The 25,248-nt window shown below is 66.4% G+C and carries 19 protein-coding genes; all 19 read left to right on the forward strand.

Annotation, left to right across the window (positions count from 1 at the left end):
* The first annotated feature begins 61 nt into the window (after positions 1 to 61).
* The gene (locus VSR82_RS35925; RefSeq protein WP_498858537.1) at positions 62 to 898 is read left to right on the forward strand and encodes a type VI secretion system accessory protein TagJ; all 837 of its coding nucleotides are present in this window, start codon (positions 62 to 64) and stop codon (positions 896 to 898) included.
* Complete coding sequence (tssE, locus tag VSR82_RS35930; RefSeq protein WP_410842506.1) at positions 891 to 1,403, forward strand: type VI secretion system baseplate subunit TssE; 513 nt, start codon at positions 891 to 893, stop codon at positions 1,401 to 1,403. The genes VSR82_RS35925 and tssE overlap by 8 nt, the downstream gene beginning before the upstream one ends.
* A gap of 4 nt (positions 1,404 to 1,407) precedes the next feature.
* Positions 1,408 to 3,303 carry a type VI secretion system baseplate subunit TssF gene (gene tssF, locus VSR82_RS35935; RefSeq protein ID WP_429455731.1) on the forward strand — a complete coding sequence of 632 codons (1,896 nt, stop codon included), beginning with the start codon at positions 1,408 to 1,410 and terminating at the stop codon, positions 3,301 to 3,303.
* Positions 3,288 to 4,367 (forward strand): type VI secretion system baseplate subunit TssG, encoded by a 1,080-nt coding sequence (gene tssG / locus VSR82_RS35940; RefSeq protein WP_429455730.1) that lies wholly within the window; start codon positions 3,288 to 3,290, stop codon positions 4,365 to 4,367. Before tssF ends, tssG begins: the two co-directional genes overlap by 16 nt.
* A gap of 4 nt (positions 4,368 to 4,371) precedes the next feature.
* A complete protein-coding gene (tssH, locus tag VSR82_RS35945; RefSeq protein ID WP_429455729.1) occupies positions 4,372 to 7,128 on the forward strand; it encodes a type VI secretion system ATPase TssH in 2,757 nt (918 codons plus the stop codon).
* Between the two features lie 26 nt (positions 7,129 to 7,154).
* The gene (locus VSR82_RS35950) at positions 7,155 to 7,544 is read left to right on the forward strand and encodes a DUF4280 domain-containing protein (protein ID WP_429455728.1); all 390 of its coding nucleotides are present in this window, start codon (positions 7,155 to 7,157) and stop codon (positions 7,542 to 7,544) included.
* A 1-nt stretch (position 7,545) separates the two neighbouring features.
* The gene (locus tag VSR82_RS35955; RefSeq protein WP_498858538.1) at positions 7,546 to 9,537 is read left to right on the forward strand and encodes a type VI secretion system Vgr family protein; all 1,992 of its coding nucleotides are present in this window, start codon (positions 7,546 to 7,548) and stop codon (positions 9,535 to 9,537) included.
* Between the two features lie 31 nt (positions 9,538 to 9,568).
* Positions 9,569 to 11,362 (forward strand): type VI secretion system-associated FHA domain protein TagH, encoded by a 1,794-nt coding sequence (gene tagH, locus VSR82_RS35960; protein ID WP_429455726.1) that lies wholly within the window; start codon positions 9,569 to 9,571, stop codon positions 11,360 to 11,362.
* A gap of 20 nt (positions 11,363 to 11,382) precedes the next feature.
* Positions 11,383 to 12,717 carry a type VI secretion system baseplate subunit TssK gene (tssK, locus tag VSR82_RS35965; protein ID WP_429455725.1) on the forward strand — a complete coding sequence of 445 codons (1,335 nt, stop codon included), beginning with the start codon at positions 11,383 to 11,385 and terminating at the stop codon, positions 12,715 to 12,717.
* Positions 12,718 to 12,740: 23 nt separating this feature from the next.
* Positions 12,741 to 14,030 carry a DotU family type VI secretion system protein gene (locus VSR82_RS35970; RefSeq protein WP_368581727.1) on the forward strand — a complete coding sequence of 430 codons (1,290 nt, stop codon included), beginning with the start codon at positions 12,741 to 12,743 and terminating at the stop codon, positions 14,028 to 14,030.
* Between the two features lie 46 nt (positions 14,031 to 14,076).
* Entirely contained in the window at positions 14,077 to 17,616 is a 3,540-nt protein-coding gene (gene tssM / locus VSR82_RS35975; protein WP_429455724.1) for a type VI secretion system membrane subunit TssM, read from the forward strand.
* Positions 17,613 to 18,314 carry a type VI secretion system-associated protein TagF gene (gene tagF / locus VSR82_RS35980; protein WP_429455723.1) on the forward strand — a complete coding sequence of 234 codons (702 nt, stop codon included), beginning with the start codon at positions 17,613 to 17,615 and terminating at the stop codon, positions 18,312 to 18,314. Before tssM ends, tagF begins: the two co-directional genes overlap by 4 nt.
* A 176-nt stretch (positions 18,315 to 18,490) precedes the next feature.
* On the forward strand, positions 18,491 to 19,123 hold the full coding sequence (locus tag VSR82_RS35985; protein ID WP_498858539.1) for an OmpA family protein: 633 nt from the start codon (positions 18,491 to 18,493) through the stop codon (positions 19,121 to 19,123).
* Between the two features lie 21 nt (positions 19,124 to 19,144).
* A complete protein-coding gene (locus tag VSR82_RS35990; protein ID WP_429455721.1) occupies positions 19,145 to 20,071 on the forward strand; it encodes a hypothetical protein in 927 nt (308 codons plus the stop codon).
* Between the two features lie 56 nt (positions 20,072 to 20,127).
* Complete coding sequence (locus VSR82_RS35995; protein WP_368581732.1) at positions 20,128 to 20,679, forward strand: DNA/RNA non-specific endonuclease; 552 nt, start codon at positions 20,128 to 20,130, stop codon at positions 20,677 to 20,679.
* A gap of 131 nt (positions 20,680 to 20,810) precedes the next feature.
* Complete coding sequence (locus tag VSR82_RS36000) at positions 20,811 to 21,830, forward strand: FecR family protein (RefSeq protein WP_498858540.1); 1,020 nt, start codon at positions 20,811 to 20,813, stop codon at positions 21,828 to 21,830.
* Between the two features lie 56 nt (positions 21,831 to 21,886).
* The gene (locus tag VSR82_RS36005; RefSeq protein ID WP_368581734.1) at positions 21,887 to 22,765 is read left to right on the forward strand and encodes a c-type heme family protein; all 879 of its coding nucleotides are present in this window, start codon (positions 21,887 to 21,889) and stop codon (positions 22,763 to 22,765) included.
* Between the two features lie 40 nt (positions 22,766 to 22,805).
* Positions 22,806 to 24,263 (forward strand): serine/threonine-protein kinase, encoded by a 1,458-nt coding sequence (locus VSR82_RS36010; RefSeq protein WP_429455719.1) that lies wholly within the window; start codon positions 22,806 to 22,808, stop codon positions 24,261 to 24,263.
* A 65-nt stretch (positions 24,264 to 24,328) separates the two neighbouring features.
* Positions 24,329 to 25,084 carry a glucose 1-dehydrogenase gene (locus VSR82_RS36015; protein WP_429457703.1) on the forward strand — a complete coding sequence of 252 codons (756 nt, stop codon included), beginning with the start codon at positions 24,329 to 24,331 and terminating at the stop codon, positions 25,082 to 25,084.
* Positions 25,085 to 25,248 lie beyond the last annotated feature (164 nt).

Below are 25,248 nucleotides of genomic sequence, written 5' to 3' on the forward strand. Positions count from 1 at the left end.
GCCGCGCCGCTGCAGTGCGGCGGCGAGTGGGACGACTTGAGACAGACCGGAGCGAACCGGCATGAACGCAGAAGAATGCTTGCGCGAAGGCGATCTCGACGGATGTCTGCGCGAATTGCAAAACCAGGTTCGCAAGGATCCGTCGAAGGCCGCCTATCGCGTGTTTCTGTTCCAGTTGCTCGCGGTGACGGGCGCCTGGGATCGCGCCTTGACGCAACTGAACGTCGTCGGCGAACTCGACGCGGCCGCGTTGCCGATGGTGCAGACCTATCGTGAAGCGTTGCAATGCGAGGCGCTGCGCGAGGCGGTTTTCAAAGGCGAGCGCGCGCCGCTGATCTTCGGCGAGCCGACCGGCTGGCTCGCATTGCTGCTCGAGGCATTGCGGCTCGATGCCGCAGGCGATAGCGGCGCGGCGGCCGCCGCGCGCGCGCGGGCGCTCGACGAGGCGCCCGCCACCGCCGGCGCATTGAACGGCGAACCGTTCGAGTGGCTCGCCGACGCCGACAACCGGCTCGGCCCGACGCTCGAAGCGGTATTGAACGGCCGCTATTACTGGATTCCTTTTTCGCGCATCAAGCGCATCGAAATCGAGCCGCCGTCCGACCTGCGCGACCGGGTCTGGATGCCGGCCGTCTTCACGTGGGCCAACGACGGCCAGGCCGCCGGCCTGATTCCCGCCCGCTATCCGGGCACGCTCGCCGAGGCGAATCGCGCGCTGTGGCTCGCGCGCCTGACCGAATGGATCGGTGACGATCCCGCGCTCGCGCGGCCGGTGGGACAGCGCATGTTCGCCTCCGATGCGAACGACTACGCGCTCTTCGACGTGCGCAGCATCGAACTGACGAGCGGCGACGCGCCTGCCGAACAGGACGGCGCGGCCGTGCCGGATCATGGCTGAGCTGACCGCCCGTGATCGCCTGCAACCGTCGCTGCTCGACCGGCTGACCGATCTCGAACCGGAAGTCAAACAGGAAGCGCGCGAGCGCCGCGTTCTGTCGATGCGCGCGCTGCGCGAGAGCGTGCAGCGCGACCTCGGCTGGCTGCTGAACGCGAATGGTCTTGCTTCGGTGCAGGATCTGAGCGGCTATCCGTATGTCGCGACCTCCGTGATCAATTTCGGCTTGCCGGATATTGCCGGCAAGACCGCCTCAGGCATCGATCCGTTGCGGCTCGAGCGGCTGGTGCGCGATGCGATCTGGGCGTTCGAGCCGCGCATTCTGCGCGATACCGTGCGGGTCAGTTCGATGCAAGTCGAAGAGACGACCGGGCGCCACAACACCGTGTCATTTTTGGTGGAGGGCGATCTGTGGGCGCAGCCGTATCCGGAGCGGCTTTTCTTCAGGACCGAACTCGATCTGGAAGTGGGCGAAATCCGTGTGATCGACCAGGGCGGCCCGCGCTGAAGCCATGAATCCCGACCTGATCAAATACTACAGCCAGGAATTGCAGCATCTTCGGGAGATGGGCGGCGAGTTCGCGCGCGAATTTCCGAAGATCGCCGGGCGCCTCGGCATGGAAAGCCTCGAATGCGCGGACCCCTATGTGGAGCGTCTACTCGAAGGCTTCAGTTTCCTCGCGGCGCGCGTGCAACTGAAGATCGACGACGAGTTCCCGCGCTTCACCCAGCACCTCGCGGAACTGGTGTATCCGCATTACCTCGCGCCGACACCGTCGATGGCCGTGGTGCAGATCCAGCCCGACCTGACGAGCTCCAATCTCGCGGACGGCGTGCGGGTTCCACGCGGCAGCGCGCTGCGCAGTGTGCTCGACAAGAACGGCTCGACGCGCTGCGAATACCGCAGCGCGCACGAACTGACGCTTTGGCCGCTAGAAATCACGGAGGCGCGGTTTTTTACGCACGCGGGCTCGCTCGGCGGCGTCGACAGCGCGTTGCCGGCGAGCATGGCGGCGGGCGCCGGTATCAAGGCGGGTCTGAGACTGCGTCTGCGCGCCACCGCCGGTCTGAAAATCAACCAGCTGAAACTCGACCGGCTGACGCTGTATCTGCGCGGCTCGGACGGGATGGCCACGCGGATCCACGAGCGTCTGCTCGGTTCGGTGAGCGGCGTCGTCGTGATGCCGGCCAAACGTCCGGCGGCCTGGCACGTGCAATTGCCGGCGAGCGCGCTGCGGCCGCTCGGTTTTGCCGACGATCAGGCATTGCTGCCGGTCAGCCGGCAGTCGTTCCAGGGCTACCGGCTGCTGCAGGAGTATTTCGCGTTTCCGCAGCGCTTCATGTTCGTCGCCATCGACGGCTTGCAGGCGGCGTTGCGGCGCTGCGCGGACACCGAGATCGAAGTCGTCGTGCTCCTCAAACGCGGCGATCCGCTGCTCGAACAGTCGCTCGATGCCAATAATTTCGCGCTGCATTGCACGCCCGCGATCAATCTTTTTTCGAAGCGTACCGATCGCATCGCGCTGTCGGACGAACAGTTCGAGTATCACGTGGTGGCCGATCGCACCCGGCCGATGGACTTCGAGATCTACCAGATCGAGAGTGCGACGGGCTATAGCGCGGGCGCCGGCGGCGAGCAGCGCTTCGAGCCGTTCTATCACGCGCGCGATCTCGGTGCGACGTATCGTGCCGGCGCGTACTACCAGGTGCGCCGCGAAAAGCGTTTGCCGTCGGCACGTCAGCATGAGCGCGGCCCGCGCACGAGCTACCTCGGCAGCGAGATGTTCATCGCGCTGGTGGATGCGAGCAATGCGCCGTTTCGCGCCGACCTGCGTCAACTCGGCTTGCAGGTGCTATGCACGAACCGCGACCTGCCATTGACGATGCCGGTCGGCGTCGGCCCCGCCGATTTCACGCTCGATGTCGAAGCGCCGGTGCAAAGCGTGCGCTGCATCAGCGGCCCGAGCCGGCCGCTGCCGTCGTATGCGCATGGGGCCGTGGCATGGCGGCTATTGAGCCACCTGTCGCTGAACTACTCGTCGCTGCTCGATAACGATGCGCAGGAGGGCGCCCGCGCGCTGCGCGATCTGCTGAGCCTCTACTGTCCCGCCGACGAGATCGCGAGTCAGCGGCTGATCGAGGGCGTGCGCTCGATCGATTCGCGCTCGGTGACGCGACGCTTGCCGTGCGCGGGACCGATCGTGTTCGGCCGCGGTCTCGAAGTGACGTTGACGCTCGACGAAGCCGCATTCGAAGGTGCCGGCGCGTTTGTGCTCGGCGCGGTGCTCGCGCATTATTTCGCGCAATACGTATCGATCAACTCGTTCACCGAGACCGTCGTGAAGACGCTTTCACGCGGCGAGATCATGCGCTGGCCAGCGAGGGTCGGACAATGCCGGACGCTCTGACACTGCTGCGCCGGCTCGAAGACGATGCGCGCCGCTTCGACTTCTTTCAGGTCGTGCGGCTGCTGGAGAACGCGTACCCTGACAAGCCGCGCGTGGGGGAGTCGATGCAGCCGCGCGACGACGCGATTCGCTTCGTGCAGGAACCCGAACTGGTTTTCCATCCGACCACGCTCGGTGATTTCACGCCGGCCGGCGAGCATCATGCCGCGCGCCTCGCGGTGAAATTCTTCGGTCTGCTCGGGCCGCACGGACCCCTGCCGACCCATCTGACGGAATACGCGCGGGACCGCGCGCGCAATGCGAACGATCCGACCTTCGCGCGCTTTCTCGATGTCTTCCATCACCGCATGGTGTCGCTGTTCTATCGCGCTTGGGCCAATGCGCAACCGGCCGTGAGTCTCGACCGCCCGGGGCGCGATCGCTTTTCGTTTTATGTCGGCAGCGTGTTCGGGCTCGGCGAGCCGACGCTGCGCGAGCGCGACGCGGTGCCCGATTTCGCCAAGCTGCACTTCGCCGGTTTGCTGGGCGGGCCGACCCGTCCCGCCGCCGGTTTGAAACTCGTGCTCGCGCGCTTTTTCAACCTGCCGGTCGATATCGAGCAGTGGGTCGGCCATTGGATGACGCTGCCCGCGAACTCGCTGTTGCGCCTCGGCGCAGCGGACGGTTCGGCCCCGCTCGGCGTGTCGACGCTGCTCGGCGCGCGCGTGTGGGATTGCCAGCACAAGTTCCGCATCGTGATCGGACCGTTGAGCCGCGCCGATTACGAGCGCTTCCTGCCGGGCGGCGAGAGTCTGAACCGCCTCGTCGACTGGGTGCGCAATTACACGCGCGACGGGCTCGATTGGGATCTCCGGCTGGTGTTGAAGCAGGAGGACGTACCGCGCCTCAAGCTCGGGCGCCACACGCGGCTCGGCTACACCACGTGGACGCTCGGCCGTCCGGCGCGCGGCGATCAGCGTCAGTTGGTGTTGCAGCCGACCGGTCCCGACGGCCGTTCACGGATTGCCGTGGCGGCCCGCGAGGCGCCCGCGGGGGCGCCGCCATCGACATCATCGAGGGAATAGAAAAATGGCCGAGATCAAACGGGCAGCGTTGTTCGGCAAGCTGAACAAGCTCGGGTTCCGCGCAATCGAGAGCGCGAACGTGTTTTGCAAGCTGCGTGGCAATCCTTATATCGAGCTGTCGCACTGGTTCCATCAGATCCTGCAACTGCAGGACTCCGACTTGCACCGCATCATCAAACACTACGGGCTCGAGCCTTCCGCGCTGGCGCGCGATCTGACCGAAGCGCTCGACCGGTTGCCGCGCGGGTCGGGTTCGGTGACCGATATTTCGTCGCAGGTCGAGGAGGCGGTCGAGCGTGGCTGGGTGTTCGGCTCGCTGATGTTCGGCGAATCGCAGGTGCGCACCGGGCATCTGGTGGTCGGCCTCCTGAAGACGCCGTCGCTGCGCAACGGGCTCTACGGCATCTCGCGTCAGTTCGAGCGCATCAAGCTCGATTCGCTCGTCGATGAGTTTCACAGCCTGCTGCGCGGCTCGCCGGAAGCGGCGATGAGCGCGAGCGATGGTTTTCAGGCGGGCGGCGCGCAGCGCGAAGGCAGCGACGCGGACACCACCGGCGGGCCGGTGCCGGCCGCCGCGCTAGGCAAGCAGGAGGCACTGCGCCGCTTCACCACCGATCTGACCGAACAGGCGCGCAACGGCAAGCTCGATCCGATCGTTGGGCGCGACGAGGAAATCCGCCAGGTGGTCGACATCCTGATGCGCCGCCGGCAGAACAATCCGATCCTGACCGGCGAAGCGGGCGTCGGCAAAACCGCGGTGGTCGAAGGCTTCGCGCAGCGCATCGCGGCGGGCGACGTGCCGCCGTCGCTGCGCGACGTGCAGTTGCGCACGCTCGACGTCGGTCTGTTGCAGGCCGGCGCGAGCATGAAGGGCGAATTCGAAAATCGCTTGCGGCAGGTGATCGAGGAAGTGCAGGCTTCGGAGAAGCCGATCATCCTGTTCATCGACGAAGCGCACACGCTGGTCGGCGCGGGTGGGGCGGCCGGCACCGGCGATGCGGCCAATCTGCTGAAGCCCGCGCTCGCGCGCGGCACGCTGCGCACGGTGGCCGCAACCACGTGGGCCGAATACAAGAAGCACATCGAGAAAGACCCGGCGCTGACGCGGCGCTTTCAGGTCGTGCAGGTCAGCGAGCCGGACGAGACCCGCGCGATCCTGATGATGCGCGGCGTCACCTCGACGATGGAGCAGCACCACAAGGTGCAGGTGCTCGACGAAGCGCTCGAAGCCGCGGTACGTCTGTCGCATCGCTACATTCCGGCGCGGCAGTTGCCCGACAAAGCGGTCAGCCTGCTCGACACCGCCTGCGCGCGCGTGGCGGTCAGCCAGCATGCGACGCCGGCATCGGTCGACGATTCGCGCAAGCGGATCGCGGCGCTCGAAACCGAGCTCGCGATCATCGGCCGCGAAAGCGCGGTGGGCGTCGACACGCGGGAGCGTGAAGCCGCCGCGGCGGAAAAGCTCGCCGCCGAACAGGCGCGTCTCGCCACGCTCGACGCCCGCTGGCAGGCGGAAAAAGAACTGGTCACGCGGATTCTCGCGCTGCGCGCGCAACTGCGCGGCGAGACCGGCAAGGTGGAGGGCGCGGCGCAGGTGAGCGACGCGAACGAAGCCGCAAACGAAACAGCCGCACCGGGCGCAACCGGAAACCCCGCCACCGATACCGCGACCCGCGAAGCGCGGCTCGCCGAACTGCGCGAGTTGCAGGCGCAGCTCGCGCAGCATCAAGGCGAAGACCCGCTGATCCTGCCGACCGTCGATCAGCAGGCGGTCGCCTCGGTCGTGCAGGACTGGACCGGCATACCGGTGGGCCGGATGGTCCGCAACGAAATCGAGAACGTGCTGAAGCTCGCGGAGAACCTGAACCGCCGCATCATCGGCCAGGCTCACGCGACGGAGATGATCGCACGGCGCATTCAGACTTCGCGCGCGGGTCTGGACAATCCGAACAAGCCGATCGGCGTGTTCATGCTCGCCGGCACCTCGGGGGTCGGCAAGACCGAGACCGCGCTTGCGCTCGCCGAGGTGCTGTATGGCGGCGAGCAGAACGTCATCACGATCAACATGAGCGAGTACCAGGAGGCGCATACGGTGTCGTCGCTGAAGGGCGCGCCGCCGGGCTACGTCGGCTATGGCGAAGGGGGCGTGCTGACCGAGGCGGTGCGGCGCCGCCCGTACAGCGTGGTGCTGCTCGACGAAGTCGAGAAGGCCCATCCCGACGTTCACGAGCTGTTCTTCCAGGTGTTCGACAAGGGCTGGATGGAAGACGGCGAGGGCCGCGTGATCGACTTCAAGAACACGCTGATCCTGTTGACCACCAATGTCGGCACGGATCTGATCACGAGCCTGTGCAAGGACCCGGAGCTGATGCCGGAGCCGGACGGCATCGCCAAAGCGTTGCGCGAGCCGTTGCTGAAGGTGTTTCCGCCGGCCTTGCTGGGACGCGTCGTGGTGATCCCGTACTTCCCGCTGTCCGACGAAATGCTCGGCGCGATCATCCGGCTACAGCTCGGCCGGATCGAGAAGCGAATCCGCGTGTCGCACAAGATTCCTTTTACCTACGACGACGACGTCGTGAAGCTGATCGGCAGCCGCTGCACGGAACTCGAAAGCGGCGGGCGCATGATCGACGCAATCCTGACCAACACGCTGTTGCCGCGCATCAGCACGGAATTTTTGACGCGCATGATGAACGGAAGCGCGGTCACGAAAGTGCAGATCGGCGCGCGCGACGGTGAATTTCTCTATACGTTCGATTGATCGATCCAACCGGAGGATGCCTTCATATGCCGCAACAAGTCAGCATGGGCGCGACGCTGCAATGTTCGTTCGGCGCGGCGCCTTCGACACTGGTGGTGCTACCGATCAACCGGGTGATGGGCGAAGGGCCGCCCGCGGCCAACATCATGGATCACATTCCGCTCGTCAACATCATGCCGTTCGGCGTGTGCAGTTCGCCGGCCAACCCGACCGTCGCCGCCGCGACGGCGGCGGCGCTGGGCGTGCTGACGCCGATGCCGTGCATTCCGGCCACCATGACGCCGTGGACGCCGGGCGCGCCGACCGTGCTGCTCGGCAACCAGCCGTCGCTCGACAACGTGTCGACCTGCATGTGCAACTGGGGCGGCGTGGTCACGATCGTCAATCCGGCGACGGTCAAGACGATGATTCCGTGATATGACCTCGCAAAACCCGAACCGACACGTCACCGTCAGTTGCGCGCCTGCCGGCGAGGATCTGCTGTTTCTGCATCTGAGCGGCACCGAGGAGCTGGGGCGCCTGAGCGAATGGCGGCTCGACCTGCTGAGCAAGCGCAACGATCTGCAAGCCGGCGATCTGCTTGGGCATGACATCTCGATTGCGCTGTCGTTGCCGGGCGAGGGCGAGCGGCAATTCAACGGCATCGTCACGGCATTCCGGATCGTCGCGCCGGGCGACAACACCCGCAACCGCATGGCGCGCTACGAAGCGGTGGTGCGCCCGCGGCTGTGGCTGCTCACACGCGCGTCGCACAGCCGCTTTTTCCATGAAAAGAGCGTGCTCGACATTGTGACCAGCGTGCTGCAGGACTACAACATCGACGTCAGCAACAAGTGCCAGGCGACCTATCCGTCGCTGCAGCACTGCGCGCAATACCGGGAGACCGATTTCGCGTTCGTGAGCCGCCTGATGGAGCACGAGGGCATCTACTACTACTTCGAGCACAAAGGGGGCAAGCACACGCTGGTGCTGACCGATTCGAGCGACGTGCACGCACCGATCGAACACTATGCGTCGATTCCATACGATGCATGGTACGAGCCTTCGAACGAGATGGAATGCGTGTATGCGTGGAGTTCGGGCGCGGAATTGCAGACCGGCAAGTACGAAGTCAACGACTACGATTTCGAAAAGCCCACGTTGAGCAATCAGCAAGGCCTGCTGTCGCGCGCGACCCGGCCGAAAGTCTATGATCCGCCGGTGTACGCGATGCAGGAACATCTGAGCGGGCACGTGCAGGCGAGCGACGGCGACCGCTATGCGAAGGTCGGTATCGAGATCCGTCAGGCACGCAACGACAGCATCTCGGGCCGCGCGAGCGCGCGCGGCATCTGGCCGGGCGGTCAGTTCAAGCTCGAGAATCACGCCTGTGACGCGCAGAACCACGACTATCTGGTGGTCAGCGCCGCGTACGAGATCAATTCGGATGTCTATGTGTCGACGGTGCGCCACGATCCTTCGCTGCCGTTCTTCGACTGCGCGTTCAGCGCGTTGCGCAAGGAAAACCACTTCCGCTCGGAGCGGCTGACGCCGCAGCCGGTCGTGGCGGGCCCGCAGACCGCGATGGTGGTCGGCCCGGACGGTGAAGAAATCCTCACCGATAAATACGGCCGCATCAAGGTGCAGTTTCATTGGGAGCAGTTCGCCCCGCCGTCCGATTCGGACGCGCGCATGAAGCGGTGCTGGGTGCGCGTGTCGCAGAGCTGGGCCGGCAAGAACTGGGGCACGTTCTTCCTGCCGCGGATCGGTCAGGAGGTGGTCGTGGAATTCGTCGAGGGCGATCCGGACCGGCCGCTCGTGACCGGATGCGTGTACAACGCGAACACGATGCCGCCGTACGCGCTGCCGGCCAATCAGATGTTCTCGACGCTGAAGAGTAATTCGACCAAGGGCGGCGGCGGTTTCAACGAAATGCGCTTCGACGACGACAAGGGCAGTGAACAACTGTTCTTCCACGCCGAGAAGGACCACGAGACCTGGGTCAAGAACGACATGCTGAGCAATGTCGGCAACGACCGGCATCTGAAGGTGACCGGCAACGAGTTCGTCGCGATCACCGGCGCGCGCCACGATGCCGTGACGGGCGACCAGAACGCCCAGGTCGACGGCAACGCGTCGCTGAAGGTCGGGCAGAAGCTGCAGGAAAAAGTCGGCATGGACTACGCGATCGATGCCGGCATGAATATCCATATCAAGGCGGGCATGAACATCGTGATCGAAGCCGGCGCGAGTATTACGCTGAAAGCGGGCGGCGCGTTCGTGGTGGTCGGCCCGGTCAGCGTGGCGGTGTCGGGCACACCGATCCTGCTCAATTCGGGCGGCTCGGCGGGCTCCGGCAGCGGCTCGTCGCCGAGCGCACCGAGCGCGCCCAAAGACGCCGATGATGGAACCAAAAAAATCAAATCGTGAGTGATGCACCTGACCGCTCGTGGGGAGCCAAGTGAACTATCCGATTCTTTCGCTGCGGGTTGCGCGATTCAACGACGAGACGCTGGCCGAGCCGATCGTGATCGCGTTCGGCCCCGCCGGCGGCACGATCGGCCGGGCCAACGACTGCACGCTGGTGCTGCCCGATCAACAGCGCGCGATCTCGCGCGTGCACGCGCGCGTCGAGTTTCGCGGCGGCGATTATCTGCTGTGCGATCTGGGCAGCAATCCGAGCGTGCTGAATCAGCGCGCGCTCGGCGGCACGCGCGAGGCGCGGCTCGCGGACGGCGACCGTCTGGTGATCGGTCCGTATCTGCTGGAGGTGTCGATCGGCGAGCAGGCGGCGGACGTGCGCGGGCTGACGGGCGGCCACGATCCGCTGAGTGCCGCGCAAGTGCTCAGCGGACCGTTGCCCGCCGATTCGCAGGGCGACGTGTTGCAGCTCGGCGCGCTCGATCCGCTCGGGCAGCCGGGCTTCGGCGCACAGCAGCGGATCTCGACGCGTCCGGGCTTTGCGGGCTCGGAGAGCGATCATGTGTCGCCGGAGTTGCAGGCGTTCTCGGCGCCGCAGGCATCCCGGCCCGAGCCCGGCAGGCCGGCCACGCCCGTGGGAGGCATCCCGGCGGACTACGACCCGCTCGCGGATGCGTTGGCGCAGTGGGAAACGCCGGGGCCGGCCAGCGGGCCGCAAGCCGCACCGCGTCCTGCGCACGAGTTGCCGGGATGGCCCACTGCGCCCGCGCCGTCGGCGGCGCCTTTGGGCGGCCCGACCGGCTTGCCGCCGGGATTGCTCGATCCCGGCGCGGCGGGGTCGGCCCCAACACCGTTCGATGATCTGTTCGGGATACCGTCGGCGCCGTCCACGCCGTCGACCCAGTTCGCGCCATCGACCCCTCTGGCGCCGGTGGTGCCGGTGATCGTGCCCGTGGTCGCGCCGCAGGCCGCCACCGCGCGGGTTGCCGTGCCGGCTGCGGCGCCGGGGCCGTCGCTGGCTGGGCAGTCCGCTTTGGAGCCCGCTTCCGAGCCCGCTTCGGAGCCGGCCCCGCAGCCAGTGGCGCAGCCGGTTCAGCGGCCGGCTCCATCCGCGGGCCCGACCGCATCACCGTCTCCGGCACCAGCGCCGAGCGCGCAGCCAGCCCCAGCCCCGGTTCGCCAAACGGCCACCGCCACCACCACGAGCCAGAACCCCGCGATCATGCAGGCGCTGCTCGAAGGCCTCGGCCTCGACCCGTCGCGCGCGCCGAACCTGCCCGAACCGGAGTTCGCGCGTCTGGTCGGCACGATGCTGCGCGAAGCGCTGCGCGGCACGATGGGCGTGCTGCGCGCGCGCTCGATGACCAAGCGCGAAGCCCGTCTCGACATGACGATAATCGTCGCGCGCGACAACAACCCGCTCAAATTTTTCCCCGACGTCGACAGCGCGCTGGCGCAGATGCTGACCGGCCGCTCGGCCGGTTATCTGCCGCCCGACGAAGCGCTCAGGCGCGCCTTCGACGATATCGAGGCGCACGAGCTCGCCGTGCTCGCCGGCATGCGCGCGGCGCTCGCGCACGTGCTGGGGCGCTTCAATCCCGCTTCGATCGAAGCGCAGCTGAAAGACACCGGCGCGCTCGAAAAAGTGCTGTCCAACCGCAAGGCGAAACTGTGGGATCTGTTCGTCGCATTGCAGGGCGCCGTCGCGCGCGATGCCGACGACGACTTCCAGAAGTTCTTCGGTCAGGCGTTCAATGAAGCGTACGAGGCCCAGATCGACGAACTGCGCGCGGCCCGCGAGCGTCAGCCGAAACATCCCGGCGATCCCACCTAGCAACATTTGAACGAGACAACATGTCCTGGAACAGCAAAGTCATCTGGTCGGAGGGGATGTTTCTGCAGCCCCAGCATCTGCAGCAGCACGACCGCTATCTGCAGCGGCAACTGGAGACGCGCGCGGCCGGCCTGCGTCCGTATAGCTGGGGCTTTACCGCGCTGGAGATCGACGAGCCGCTGCTCAAGCTCGGCAAGCTCGCGCTGCTGTCGTGCTCGGGCGTGATGCCGGACGGCACGCCGTTCGATCTGCCCGCCGACGATGATCTGCCCGAGCCGCTCGAGATTCCCGAAGGCACCCGCAACATGCTGGTGCAACTGGCGCTGCCGGTGCGCAGGCCTGGCGTCGCCGAAACCGGCAACGAAGCCAGCGAGGAGAACTTCGCGCGGCACCGTGTCGCCGAATTCGACGTCAGCGACAGCAACGATCCGAATGCCGGCGCGGCGTTGCTGCAGATCGGCAAACTGCGGGTGCGCCTCGCGCTCGCGCCCGACGTGGCGAACGCGTACACGGCGCTCGGCGTCGCGCGCGTGCTCGAGCGTCTGCCGGACAACCGCGTCGTGCTCGAAAACGACTACAGCCCGCCGTGTCTCGACTACCGGGTGGCGCGCCGGCTCGCGGCGTTCGTCGACGACCTCGTGGGCCTTCTGCATCAGCGCGGCGAAGCGCTGGCCGGACGGCTTGCGCAGCCCGGCGTGACCGGCGTCGCGGAGGTGGCCGACTTTCTGTTGCTGCAACTGATCAATCGCCACGAGCCGCTCGCCGCGCATCTGTCGACGATGACCGGTTTGCATCCCGAAGCGCTGTACCAGCTGGCCGTGCAGCTGGCCGGCGAGTTGACAACTTTCAGCCAGGCGTCGAAGCGGCCGCCGGCGTATCCGGTGTATCGCCATGAGTGGCTGCGCGAAACCTTCGCGCCGGTGATCGACGACATTCGCGCGTCGCTGAGCATGGTGATGGACCCGCACGCGGTGGCGATCCCGCTCGAAGAGCGCAAGTTCGGTTTGCGCGTGGCGATCGTGCCGGACAAGACGCTGTTTGCCGGCGCGACCTTCGTGCTCGCGGTGCGCGCGCAAATGCCGGCCGAGCACATCCTGACCGGCTTCGCGCCGCAGGTGAAGATCGGCCCGATCGAACGCATTCGCGATCTCGTCAATCTGCAATTGCCGGGCGTCGGCCTGCGCGCGTTGCCGGTGGCGCCGCGGCAGCTGCCGTTCCATGCGGGCTTTACCTACTTCGAACTCGATCGCGGCAACGAGCTGTGGAAGCAGTTCGCGAATTCCGCGGGCATGGCGTTGCACGTCGCCGGTGACTTTCCCGGACTGACGATGGAGTTCTGGGCAATTCGCCGCTGACGCATTGATTGAGGAAGTTCATCGTGAGTCCAGACGAACCGCGTGGCCCCGCCGACGATCCCGGCGCGACGATCCTGATTCCGACGCCGGGCGGCACGCGGGCGCCGTTCATCGCAACCGCCGCGACGCCCGCGCCGATGCTGCCCGCCGGCGGCGGTTTGAATCCGCTGTTGCGCGCGGCCAATCCGCTGATCGAACTGGCGCTGCCGTTGCGCCAGTTGCCGACCCATCCGAATGTCGAAGACCTGCGCAACCAGCTGATGCAAATGGTGCGCAACTTCGAGACGCAAGGCCGCGCCAATGGTATCGACGACGAGAAGCTCGGCGCCTCGCGCTACTGCCTGTGCACGTTTCTCGACGAAGCGATCGCCAGCACGCCGTGGGGGGCGGGATTGTGGGGCAGCCGCAGCCTGCTGGTGACGTTCCACAACGAGGCTTCGGGCGGCGAGCGCTTTTTCCTGATCCTGCAGCGTCTCGCGCAGAACCCCGCGGGCAATATCGACGTGCTCGAACTGATCTACGTGATTCTCGGCCTCGGCTTCGAAGGCCGTTACCGTCTGATCGACGGTGGCCGCACGCAGCTCGACACGATCCGCGAACGCCTCGAACAGATGATTCGCGGCCAGCGCGGCGCGGCCGAACGCGATCTGTCGCCGCACTGGCTGCCGGTCAAGGTCGAGCGCAAGCCGTTGCTGCAACTGGTGCCGTTGTGGGTCGCGGCGGCAATCGCCTGCCTCGTGCTGGTGATCGCTCATCTGGTGTTGAGCTTCAGGCTCAACGACATGTCCGACCGCGTGTTCGAAGCGCTGCACGGCATCCGCGTCGCGCCGGCACCGGTGCTCGCGTCGAAACTGGCGGCGGCGCCCAAGCCCGCGCCGAAGCTGTCGCAATTCCTCGCGCCGGAAATCGCCCGCGGTCTCGTGCAGGTGTCGGAGTTGCCCGACCGGACCGTCGTCACGATCAACGGCGACGGCCTGTTCGCGTCGGGCAGTACCGATGTGGCCGCGGGCTTCGTGCCGCTGATCCAGCGCATCGGCGATGCGTTGAAAGAAGTGCCGGGCAACGTGGTGGTCGCGGGACACACGGACAACCAGCGAGTCTTGTCCGCGCGATTCCCGTCGAACTGGCATCTGTCGCAGGCGCGCGCCGAAGCGGTGCGCGACATGCTCGCGTCGCGGGCCGGCAACCCGGCGCGTTTCAGCGCCGAAGGGCGCGGCGACGCCGAGCCGATCGCGCCGAACGATACAGCCGCGAATCGCGCGCGCAATCGCCGCGTCGATATCACGGTGCTGGCGCCGGGAGCGGCATCGTGAAGGCCTGCGGGATCAGTCCGTCGCGCGTGGCACAGGGGAGCCGGATATGAAAATCTTTGGCTGGCTCAGACGAGCCATCGTGCTGTCGTTGCTCGGCGTGCTCGCGCTGTCGTTGATCATCTGGGTCGAGGGGCCGCTCTTCGCGTACGCGGGTCATGAGCCGCTCGAAAGCGACAGCAGCCGCTGGACCGCGATCATCACGCTGCTGCTGGTGTGGGCGGTGTACTGGGGCGTGCGCTGGATCGCAATGCGTGTGGCCAACATCAGGTTCACCCGCGTGGTGGCGGAAGGACCGGCCGAGCCCGGCAGGAAAGAATCCGAGGCCGACATCGCCGCGTTGAAGCAGCGTTTCGAAGCCGCGATGGCAACCTTGCGCAAGGCGCGGGTCAAGGGGCGCTTCGGCAGTCAGTACGTGTACCAGTTGCCGTGGTACATGTTCGTCGGCGCGCCCGGCACGGGCAAGACCACCGCGCTGCTGAACTCCGGGCTCAAGTTTCCGCTCGCCGAGCGGCTCGGCAAACAGTCGATCGGCGGCGTGGGCGGCACGCGCAATTGCGACTGGTGGTTCACCGACGACGCGGTGCTGCTCGATACCGCGGGCCGCTTCACCACCCAGGATAGTTTCGCCGAAGCCGATCAGGCCGCGTGGGCCGGCTTCCTGCAACTGCTGCGCAAGTATCGGCCGCGCCGGCCGCTGAACGGCGTGATCGTGGCCCTGTCGACGCGCGACCTGCTGCAACTGTCCGACACGCAACGCGCGCAGCAGGCGCAAGCCGTGCGCGAGCGTCTCAGGGAACTGTACGGCAAGCTCGGCATGCGCTTTCCGGTCTACGTGGTCGTGACCAAATGCGATCTGCTCGCGGGCTTCGCCGAATTCTTCGACGACCTCGGGCGCGACGAGCGCGAACAGGTCTGGGGCATGACGTTTCCGTTCACCGAGGGCGGTTCGCCCGACGACGCACTGGCCGCATTTCCCGCCGAATTCGGCGCGCTGGAAAAGCAGCTGCAAGCCCGCGTGCTGAGCCGCATGCAGCGCGAGACCGACGTGCGCAGGCGTGCGCTCGTCTATGGATTCCCGCAGCAGTTCGCGGGTCTGCAAGCCGTGCTGAAGAGCTTTCTCGACGAAACCTTCAGCACCACGCGCTTCGAGCAGTCCGCGTTGCTGCGCGGCGTGTACTTCACGAGCGGCACCCAGGAAGGCCGGCCGATCGATCGCGTGATGAGCGCGGTGGCCTCGGCGCTCGGCTTCCAGCAACAGGCGGTGCTGCCCGATCCGGCGAGCGGGCGCGCGTACTTCATCACGCGGCTGCTCCGCGGCGTGATCTTCGAGGAAGCCGGACTCGCGGGCGTGAACCAGAAGCTGGAGCGGCGCCGCGCGTGGTTCCAGCGCGCCGCGCTGGCGGCGATCGGTGTCGTCACCGTGCTCGCGCTGGTACTGCTGTTCGTCAGCTATCAACGCAATCGCGCGTACATCGCCGATGTTCAACAGCATGTCACCGACTTGCAGAAGCTCGCGCAGACCACTCAGGCCGGCGACAACCCGCTGGCGCTGCTGCCGCTGCTCAATGCCGCGCGCGACCTGCCCGGCGGTTATGCGGACCGCGCTAAAAGCGTGCCGTGGCTGTCGCGTCTCGGCCTTTATCAGGGCGACAAGCTCGGCCTCGAAGCGCAGGCCAGTTACCGGCGGCTGTTGCGGCAGACGCTGCTGCCTCTGGTGGTGAGCCGGATGGAAGAAGAATTGCGCCGCGGCGACGCGAACAATCCCGACTTCCAGTACGAAGTCTTGCGCGCGTATCTGATGCTGGGCGATTCGATGCATTTCGACGCCGACTCGGTGCGCTTGTGGGCCGACGTCGATTGGCGCCGCGGGCCGTTGCGCGATGCGAGCGACGATCAGCGCAACGATATCGACGGCCATCTCGCCGCGTTGTTCGAGCCGGCGCGCTTCGACGCGTCGCTGCCGCTCGACAAGGAGCTGATCGCGCAGGCGCGCGCGACGCTCGCCAAAATGCCGCTGACGCAGCGCCTGTTCAATCGCGTCAAACGCGATCTCGAACAGAGCAGACTGCCGGAGTTCAGCGTCGCCAACGCGGCGGGGCGCAATGCGTCGCTGGTGCTCGTGCGCAAGAGCGGCGCGCCGTTGACGCGCGGTGTTTCAGGCGCGTACACGCGGGCCGGCTATCAGAAGTTCGGCCAGTTGCGCGACGCGGCGGTGATCGATATCGCGAAGGACGACTGGGTGCTCGGCCGTCAGGAATCGGTCTTGACGCCGAACGGACTCGAGGATCTGAAGGCGGGCATCACGCGGCTTTACTACGACGAGTACATCCGCCAGTGGGACGCGTTGCTGAACGATATCGACGTAGTGCCGTTCGACGGCGTGCAACAGGGAGCGCGCGTGGCGAATGTGCTCGCGGCGCCCGACTCGCCGCTGCGCTCGCTGATGCTGGCCGCGGCGCAGGAAACCACGCTGGGCAGCACCAGAACGGGCGGCTCGTTGACGGAGCAGGGCGTCGCCGCATTGACGAACAAGCTCGATGCGGCCAAAAAGCGTCTCGAGAGCGCGCTCGGCAATCAGCCGGAAGACGCCGCGCCGCCCGCACCGGCTGAACTCAATCCGGTCGACGCGCATTTCCAGGCGCTGCATGAACTCGCCGGCAAACCCGGCGCACCGGGCCCAGTTCCACTCGATACGCAGCTCGCCGCGCTGAAGGACGCCGCGACCTATCTGGAGGCCGCGGACTCGGCGCGCCGCCAGGGCTTGCCGCCGCCGCCCGGCGACGCGTTGAACAAGCTCAAGCTGGTCGCCCAGGGGGCGCCGCCGCCGCTCGCGACGGTGGCCACCGACGTCGCGGGCGGCGCGGGGTCGCTGATGGTGGGCGGCGAGCGGGCGCGCCTGAACGCGTTGTGGCAGGCGAACGTGGCGCAGCTGTGCCGGCAGGCGCTCGACGGCCGCTATCCGCTGGTGCGCACCTCCACGCGCGACGTCGCACCCGATGACTTCGGCAAGCTGCTGAGCCCGGGCGGCCTGATCGACGACTTCTTCCAGAAGAACCTCGCAACGATGGTCGACATGTCGGGACCGCAGTGGAAGTGGCGCAGCGGCGTCGATACGCTCGGCATCCCGGTCGACGTGCTCGCGCAATTCCAGCGCGCGGCGCAGATCCGCGATGCGTTCTTCCGGGCTGGCGGCCGCGACGTGTCGGTCCGTTTCACGGTGAAGCCGCTCACGATCGATCCATCGATTACCCAGTTCACGCTCGACATCGATGGGCAGCAAATGGTCGTCAAGCCCGACGCGCCGCAATCGATGGTGTTCCAGTGGCCGAGCGGCAAGGGCACCGGCCAGGCGCACGTCGAGTTCACGCCACCGGGCAATGCACCGGCGGCGCGCGCCGACGGACCGTGGGCACTGCTGCATCTGATGGACGACGCGCGCCTGCAACCTACCGCGCAACCTGACCGCTTCCGCCTGAGCTTCGACTCGGATGGCCGGCGCGCGGACTTCGAACTGGCGGCCAGCAGCATCGTGAATCCGTTTCGTCGCGCGATGCTCGAGCAGTTCCGCTGTCCGGATCGGCTATGAGCGGCGAGCATGCGCAGGAGCCGGCGCCGGGGCCCGGTTTCTTCGGCAAGGTGCGCACGCATGGCGATTTCGTAGGACGGCGCCTGGACGCCGAGTTCGTCACGCGTTGGGATGAGCGCTTGCAGGAAGGCATGTTGCTCGCGCGGCAGCGCTTCGGCGCGCAGTGGCTCGAACTGTATCTGAATGCCCCTGTGTGGTGTTTCGCGCTTGGCGCGGGTCTGTATGGCCCGAGCGCGTGGGCGGGCGTTCTGACGCCCGGCGTGGACCGTGTGGGGCGCTATTTTCCGTTCACGATCGCCGAGGCGATCGACGGCGCCGAACTCGAACGGCGACTGTCCGATGCGCAAGGATGGTATGACCGGCTGGTGACCTTGGCCTTGTCGACACTGACGCCGGAATTCGCCCTCGATGCATTCGACGCGGCGTTGTGTGCCGAGAGCCTGTTCAACGAGGATCGCACCTTGATGCCGTGGCGGCTCGCCATCCCCGATGCAGCCGACGGCGGATTCGCGGCCTTGCTCGAACGGACCGTCGCAGTGGGACACGCGGTCTGGTGGAGCGAAGGATCGCCGGCGGTGCCGGCTTCGGTGAGAGTTTCCACAGCCGCGACGACCGGCCTGCAGTTCGCGAGTCTGCTCGACGTCGGCGGGCAGGAGTGGGACTCGCTGATCGACGTGATTTCGAGCCCGGTCGCGTAGTCACGGCCTCACACACACGCGCGGCGCGGGGTAAGGAGCAGCGTTTCAAATTGACTTCCCGTCATTCGTCTTTAAGTGATGAGGCTGTCATACGCCGGTTCCCGCCGATGTTCGCCGACGGTCCGAGACGGGGCGCTGGCGGCCTTACCGCAACTCCATTGCGCGGAGATCGCCGTATGTCACGCCTGTCACGCCTGTCACGCCTGTCACGCCTGACCTATTCCTGTCCCGCACGACGCTTTCCAGGCAGCGTTCTGTCCGCTGCGCTGTGCGTGCTTGCGTTGCTGTGCACGGCCGCGCGCGCAGCCGAACCGGTCCTGCACGAGCAGGACATCAACGAGCAGTCGGTGACGCGCGCGCTCCAACCCGACGAGTCGAGCGAGACGGGCGAGAACGTCGTGACGCGCGGCTTCGTGCTGTCGAACAAGCCGCCGTCCGCCGCGCCGCGCCCCGCGGCCGCGAGAAAACCCGCCGCGCAGATCCTGATCACGTTCGCCACCAATTCGGCCACGCTCACCGACAGCGCGAAGGCCGCGCTCGACAAGGTCGCCGGCGCATTGCAGTCGGAGAAACTCGCGGCGTACCGGTTTCGCGTCGAAGGGCACGCCGATCCTCGCGGGTCGGCCGATGCCAACATGAAGCTCTCCGAAGACCGTGCGGCCGCGGTGGTCGAATATCTCACGCAGAAGGACGGCATCGCGGCGGAGCGGCTGTCGTCGCTCGGCAAGGGTTCTTCCGATCCGTTGAACAAGCGCAATCCGACGGCGCCCGAGAACCGTCGGGTGACGATCGTCACGGTCACGGATTAGGCGCTTTCGAGGTTGCCGCCGATGACACGTTATCGCGTGTATTGCGACGTCGCGACACGGGCGATGCTGCTGTTCGCGTGCGTGACTATGGTCGCGGTCGCCGCCGGTCCGCAGGCCTCGAACAATGCCGCCAACCGACCCGCCGCCGTCGACGACGACACCGGCGCGGTGCGCTTGCCGCTTGCCCAGCTCGCCGCCGCGTTGGCGCCCGACGCCCGCCAGCAATTGTTCACCGTGACGGACCATCCCGGCCTCTATGTGATGCAGGCGGCGAGCCTTGAGCAACAGGGCGCGATGTTCGCGCGCGTGGTGGCATTGCTCGAACGCCGCGACATGCCGCACGACCGGGTGGTGTCGGCGGCGGCCATCGCGGCTCACGCGCGGCGCTTCGGCACCGACCCGACCGGGCTGACGGCGGGCAACAACTTCAGCACGGAGGAGTTGACGCATTTCTTCGAACTCGCGCGCGAGCAGGGCGTGGTGCTGAACCAGGGCGAGCGCACTCTGCAGACGATTCTCGTGCGATGGCGTTTGATTCGCGACGAGCAGGGGACCTGGAAAGCGGCCAACGCACACGACTTTCTGATCACCATTCCCGGGCTGGGTCGCGCGCCGGGCGGCGAGATGATCGACGCCACGGTCAGGGCGGCGATCCTCAGTCACGAATTGGGTCATTGGCAGTACTTCTCGGACGGCGCATACGCGCACGCGTGCCGCGCGTTCTGGTGGCAGGTACTGAGCTACGAGGAACGCGCGGAGTTGACCCGGCAACTGGAGAACCTCGGCTATGACCCGAGCGACCGGATCGTGATCGATGAGATGCAGGCCTACTTGCTGCATACGCCCGCGCGCTATATGCCGATCATCGATACGCCGGGACCCGGCGGCATCGATGTCGGCAAGGTGCGGCGGCGCTTGCAGGAGGCGGTCGCGAGAGCGGGCGGATAGCGAGGACCAAGCGAGGACGAAGCGAGCCCGCGCGAAACGCGCTGTCGAGGTGACGTATGACGGATTACGCAGAACTCAACCGCATTTTGCCGCGCCTGTCGCAAGCGCATGCGGCAGACGCGTTCAACGACGAGGTCGCGCCGCTGCTAGTCGACCTGTGGGCTGATGACTACGTTGGGCGCGTGGCATCGTGCGACTTGCTCGAAACGACCGTGAGCCAGTTTTCCTATCTGTTCGACATGTCGACCGAGCGCCTCGTCGCGGCGTGGGGCATCAGTCAGGGAAAGAGTGCGGTGCCGCGCAAGGCAATCGCCACGCGGATGCGCGGACACCCGCTCGCCAACGGCGGGACTTACCATCGCGGCCACGCGATTCCGCACACGCTCGGCGGTTCGACCGATATCAACCTCGTGCCGCAATTGGGCAAGATCAATTCGGGGCCATTCCAGGCGTTGGAACGGCTCGCGGTCAGTCATGCGGGAGCGCTTTACTTCACCTACTGGCTATACGGGCCGGGCAAGAGTCAGGTGCCCGTCGGCGTGGAGCAGGGGCTGCTGATGCCGGGGGCGACTGCGTGCACGTTCAAGCTGGCGACGTTTGCGAATTGACGCGGGCGCGGCGGTTCGCGTGCCGCGATTGGGGCAAATACGTTGTGCGTCGGCGATCGTCGGTGAACCCCTCGACGAATCGGACCGTCTACGATACACAGTACCGCAGCCCCCGACGTCGGACCCCGATGATGCCATTCGCTCGCCGTTTCCTCGTCATGCTGGCGTCGGCCTTCTTGCGCGCACGCGCGCGCGGCGCGTTGGCTCTGCTCGCGTCGGCGGTGCCGCTTGTGCATGCGGAGGTCGTCGTGTCGTTCGCCGAGAGTCCGGTGTCGGTAATTCGCGGCGCCTCGCTGTATCGGACCGGGGAGGGCGCCAGACTGCGCGACGACGACATCATCGAAACCGACGCCGGCAAGTCCGCGCAACTCGAAGACAGTGCGGGGACGCTGATCGCGCTCGGGCCGCAAACGCAAGTGCTGCTCAACGCGCCGTCGGCGCCGCAAAACGCCGCGGCGGGACCGCTGCAAATCACGATGCTCAGCGGCTGGCTCAAGGTCACCCGCAACCCGAGCGCAGCCACGCAAGCGCCGCTGTCGATCGAGCTTCACGGCCTCGAACTCAAACCTTCAGGCAATGGTCCGTGGTCGGTCGTCACGATGACCTCCGGCGAGCGCGCCGCCATCTTCGCGGAGTCCGGCGATGACGCGATCGCCGTCGTTCGCGCCCCTGCCCAGGCGCCCAAACTGACCTTGCGCGCGGGCCAGTACCTCGAGCGACATGCCGACGAACCCCTGCGCGCGCAACCCCGGCCGTCCGCGGAGTTCATCGGCACGATGCCGCCGGGCTTTCGGGACGCGTTGGTCGGGGTAGCGGGGCGGCTCCCGAGCAGACACGAACTTGCCGCGCCACTGCGCGCCGTCGATTACGCCGACGTCTCGGACTGGCTCACGAGCAGCGTCAGCGAGCGCGGCACTTTCGTCAAACGCTTCGTGCCGCGGCTGAAAACTGCTGCCTTTCGCGCGCAGGTCAATAGCCATCTGGACGTTTTGCCGGAATGGCGGCCGATTTTGCATCCGCCACCGCCGCCGCGCCCGGCGAGCGAGCCACCCAAAAGGCCCGCGTCAGCACCGCCGCTAGTGCGTCCACCATACGGCCCCGGCTCGATATACCGGGACAAACCGACGGCGGACGACGACGAGCATCATTGACATACCATGCACCACCGGGCGTTGACGCCCTTGCACACCATTCGCGTGGAGCAGCCATGAACCTGTCGTTGACCGTGAAGTTCAATCTCGCCTTCCTCGTCGTGTTCGCCGCGGGATTCGCCGCGACCGGCTTCGTGGCCGACCGGGTGTTGCAGCAAAACGCGGTGCAGACGACCGTGCGCGACGCGAGCCTGATGATCGAAGCCGCCACCGCGGCGCAGAACTACACGTCCGAACAGGTGACGCCGCTGCTTGCCACGCAGATCAAATACGCGTTCGTGCCGCAGTCGATTCCCGCATATTCCGCGGTCGAAAGCCTGCTCGCGATCCAGAAGAAATTTCCGGGCTTCTCGTACAAGAGCGCGATGCTCGATCCGACCAACCCGCGCGACCGCGCCACGGACTGGGAGACCGATGTGATCCGGCGCCTGCACGACCACCCCGAACTGCCCGAACTGATTGGCGAACGCGCGACGCCGTCGGGCCCGAGTCTCTACATCGCGCGGCCGACCCGCATCGACTCGGCCGCGTGCCTCGAATGCCACAGCACGCCCAGCGCGGCGCCGCGCACAATGATCGACAAGTACGGGCCGGCCAACGGCTTCAACTGGCCTTTGCATGAAACGATCGGCGCGCAGGTCGTGTCCGTGCCGATGTCGCTGCCGCTGGGACAGGCGCACAGCGTGTGGCGCACGTTCATGCTGTCGTTCGCCGCGGTGTTTGGCTGCGTGCTGATCGCGCTGAACCTGATGGTGCATTTCCTCGTGACGAAGCGGCTCAAGGCTTTGTCGCGCGCGGCCGATGAAGTCAGCCTCGGCAAGCTCGACACCGCATCGTTTTCGACGCGCGGCGGCGACGAAATCGCGTCGCTCGCCGTGTCGTTCAACCGCATGAAAACGAGTCTCGTCGAAGCGCTGCGGATGCTGGGGGCGTAAGCTGGCGTGATCGGCCAGGCGCCCCTCGATCGGAACCCGCATGAGCAACGAAGCAACGCCTACTCGGATTGGCAAGTACCGGATCGACCGGGTGCTCGGCACGGGAGCCATGGGCGTCGTCTATCTCGGGTTCGATCCGCACCTGGAAAGACCGGTGGCGCTGAAGACCGTACGCCGTGAACTCCTCGCCAGCGAGGACAGTAGCGGCGACATGCTGCTGCGTTTTCGCAACGAGGCGCGCGCGGCCGGTCGGCTCGCGCATCCGAACATCGTCACGGTCCACGATTTCGGCGAAGACGGCGATACGGCCTACATCGTGATGGAGTACGTCGCCGGACATGGCCTCGATACCTTGCTGGCGCCCGGCCACCCGCTGCCGCTCTCGGACGCTTTTCACTGGCTTGCGCAATTGCTTGCCGCGCTCGCGTATGCGCATGAGGCGGGCGTCGTGCATCGCGACATCAAGCCCGCGAATCTGCTCGTCACGGCGGCGGGACTGCTGAAGGTCGCCGATTTTGGCGTCGCGCGCATCGGCTCATCGGCAACCTCGTCCGGGTGGATGATCGGCACGCCGAGCTACATGTCGCCCGAGCAGTTCGAGGGCGAATCGGTCGATGCGCGCGCAGACCTGTTCTCGGCCGGCGTCGTGCTGTACCGGATGCTGACCGGCCGTCAGCCATTCGTCGGCTCGCCGGCTACGATCAGGCAGAAGATCCTCAAAGATGCGCCGGCCCGGCCATCGGAAATCGTCTCCGCATTGCCGCCGGCGATCGACGCGATGCTCGCCAGGGCACTCGCGCGGCGGCCGGACGACCGCTTCGGTTCGGCCGCGGAATGGCTCGCGAGCTTGAGGTCGTTGGCCGTCTCACCCGCCGCGGCCGACGATGACCGGACTATCGTGGCGCCCTCCGCGTATTGGTCCGCGTCCGCTTCCTTGCCGGCGCACGCGACGGCTGGCGGCAACCCGCCGATGCCTGTGCCTTCGGCGCCGCGGAGCTGGTCGCCTGAGATGCTCGCGCGCATCGAACGCCAACTCGCGATCCACATGGGCCCGCTCGCGAGCCTGCTGGTGCGACGCGCGGCCACCCAGGCGAGCGACCTGCCGGCGCTCGGCGCGCAACTGGCGGCGGGGTTGCCCGACACGGCGCGGCTCGAATTCGAGCAGGCCTTCGCGCGGCTGACGGCGGGCTCGCCAGATATGTCGATGGTCGCGTCGTCATCGCCGGGCTCAGGCGTCGCGGCGGCTGCGGCGAAGGTATCGGCTGTCTCGCCCGCGAGCGCCGCAGGCACGTCACCGGGCAGTGCGATCGATCAGGCCAGCATCGATGCCGTCGCCGTTAAACTGGCCGTCTATGTGGGGCCGATCGCGAAGATGATCGCCAGTCGCGAGGCGCGGCATGCCGCAAGTTTCGACGAGTTCGTTCAACGGGTCGAAGCTTGCATCACCGACGCCGCGCAGCGCCGCCGATTCCGGCACGATCTCGATTCATCGGGTTAGCTTCACGACTCGAACGCTGGTACATCGAATGCAAAAAGGGGGATGATTTGAACCACAGTCTGCAGATGTTCGACCTGAGTGGGCGCCGCGCGCTCGTTACCGGATCGAGTACCGGTATCGGTTATGCGTTGGCGCAAGGGCTCGCGGGCGCCGGTGCCGAAGTCGTGCTGAACGGCCGCAATGAAGCGAGGCTGACTGAAGCGGTCAGCCGCCTGCGCGACCCGGGCGCGAAGGTGCACGGGCGATGTTTCGACGTGACTGCTCCGGACGCGGTGGACGCGGCGGTGGCGCAGATGGAAAGCGAGATCGGCTCGATCGATATTCTCGTGAACAACGCCGGCATGCAGCGGCGCGCGCCGCTCGAGCAGTTCTCCCATGCGCAATGGGAACAACTGATGAAGACCAATGTGGATAGCGTGTTTCTGGTCGGGCAGGCGGTCGCGCGGCACATGATCGCGCGTAGGCGCGGCAAGATCATCAATATCTGCTCGGTGCAAAGCGAACTCGGCCGGCCTAATATTGCCGCCTATACCGCGAGCAAAGGCGCCGTGAAAATGTTGACGAAAGGCATGGCGATCGATTGGGGCCAGTATGGCATTCAGGTCAATGGACTCGGCCCAGGCTACATCAGGACGGAACTGACCGACGCGCTGGTCAACGATGAAGCGTTTAGCAACTGGCTCGTCAATCGCACGCCTTCGCGGCGTTGGGGCGATGTGCAGGATCTGGTGGGCGCGGCGATCTTCCTCGCGAGCGGCGCGTCGGACTTCGTCAACGGTCATGTTCTTTATGTCGATGGTGGGGTGACGGCGACGCTTTGACAGGCTTCACTGCACGCAGGAAAACGGCGTGGCATGCGCCCGATCCAATTCGCGAATTTTTCTTTCTGACAATTGTTTGCATAAATTCGGAGCGCGCCGTATTGAGGCTGAGTTTGGGCTCGTCATAAGGTGGTGCGACCTCAGCTAAACGGGAGAGCACCGAA

Origin of the sequence: Burkholderia sp. JPY481, from assembly GCF_038900515.1 — a bacterium.
Classification (GTDB): domain Bacteria; phylum Pseudomonadota; class Gammaproteobacteria; order Burkholderiales; family Burkholderiaceae; genus Paraburkholderia; species Paraburkholderia youngii.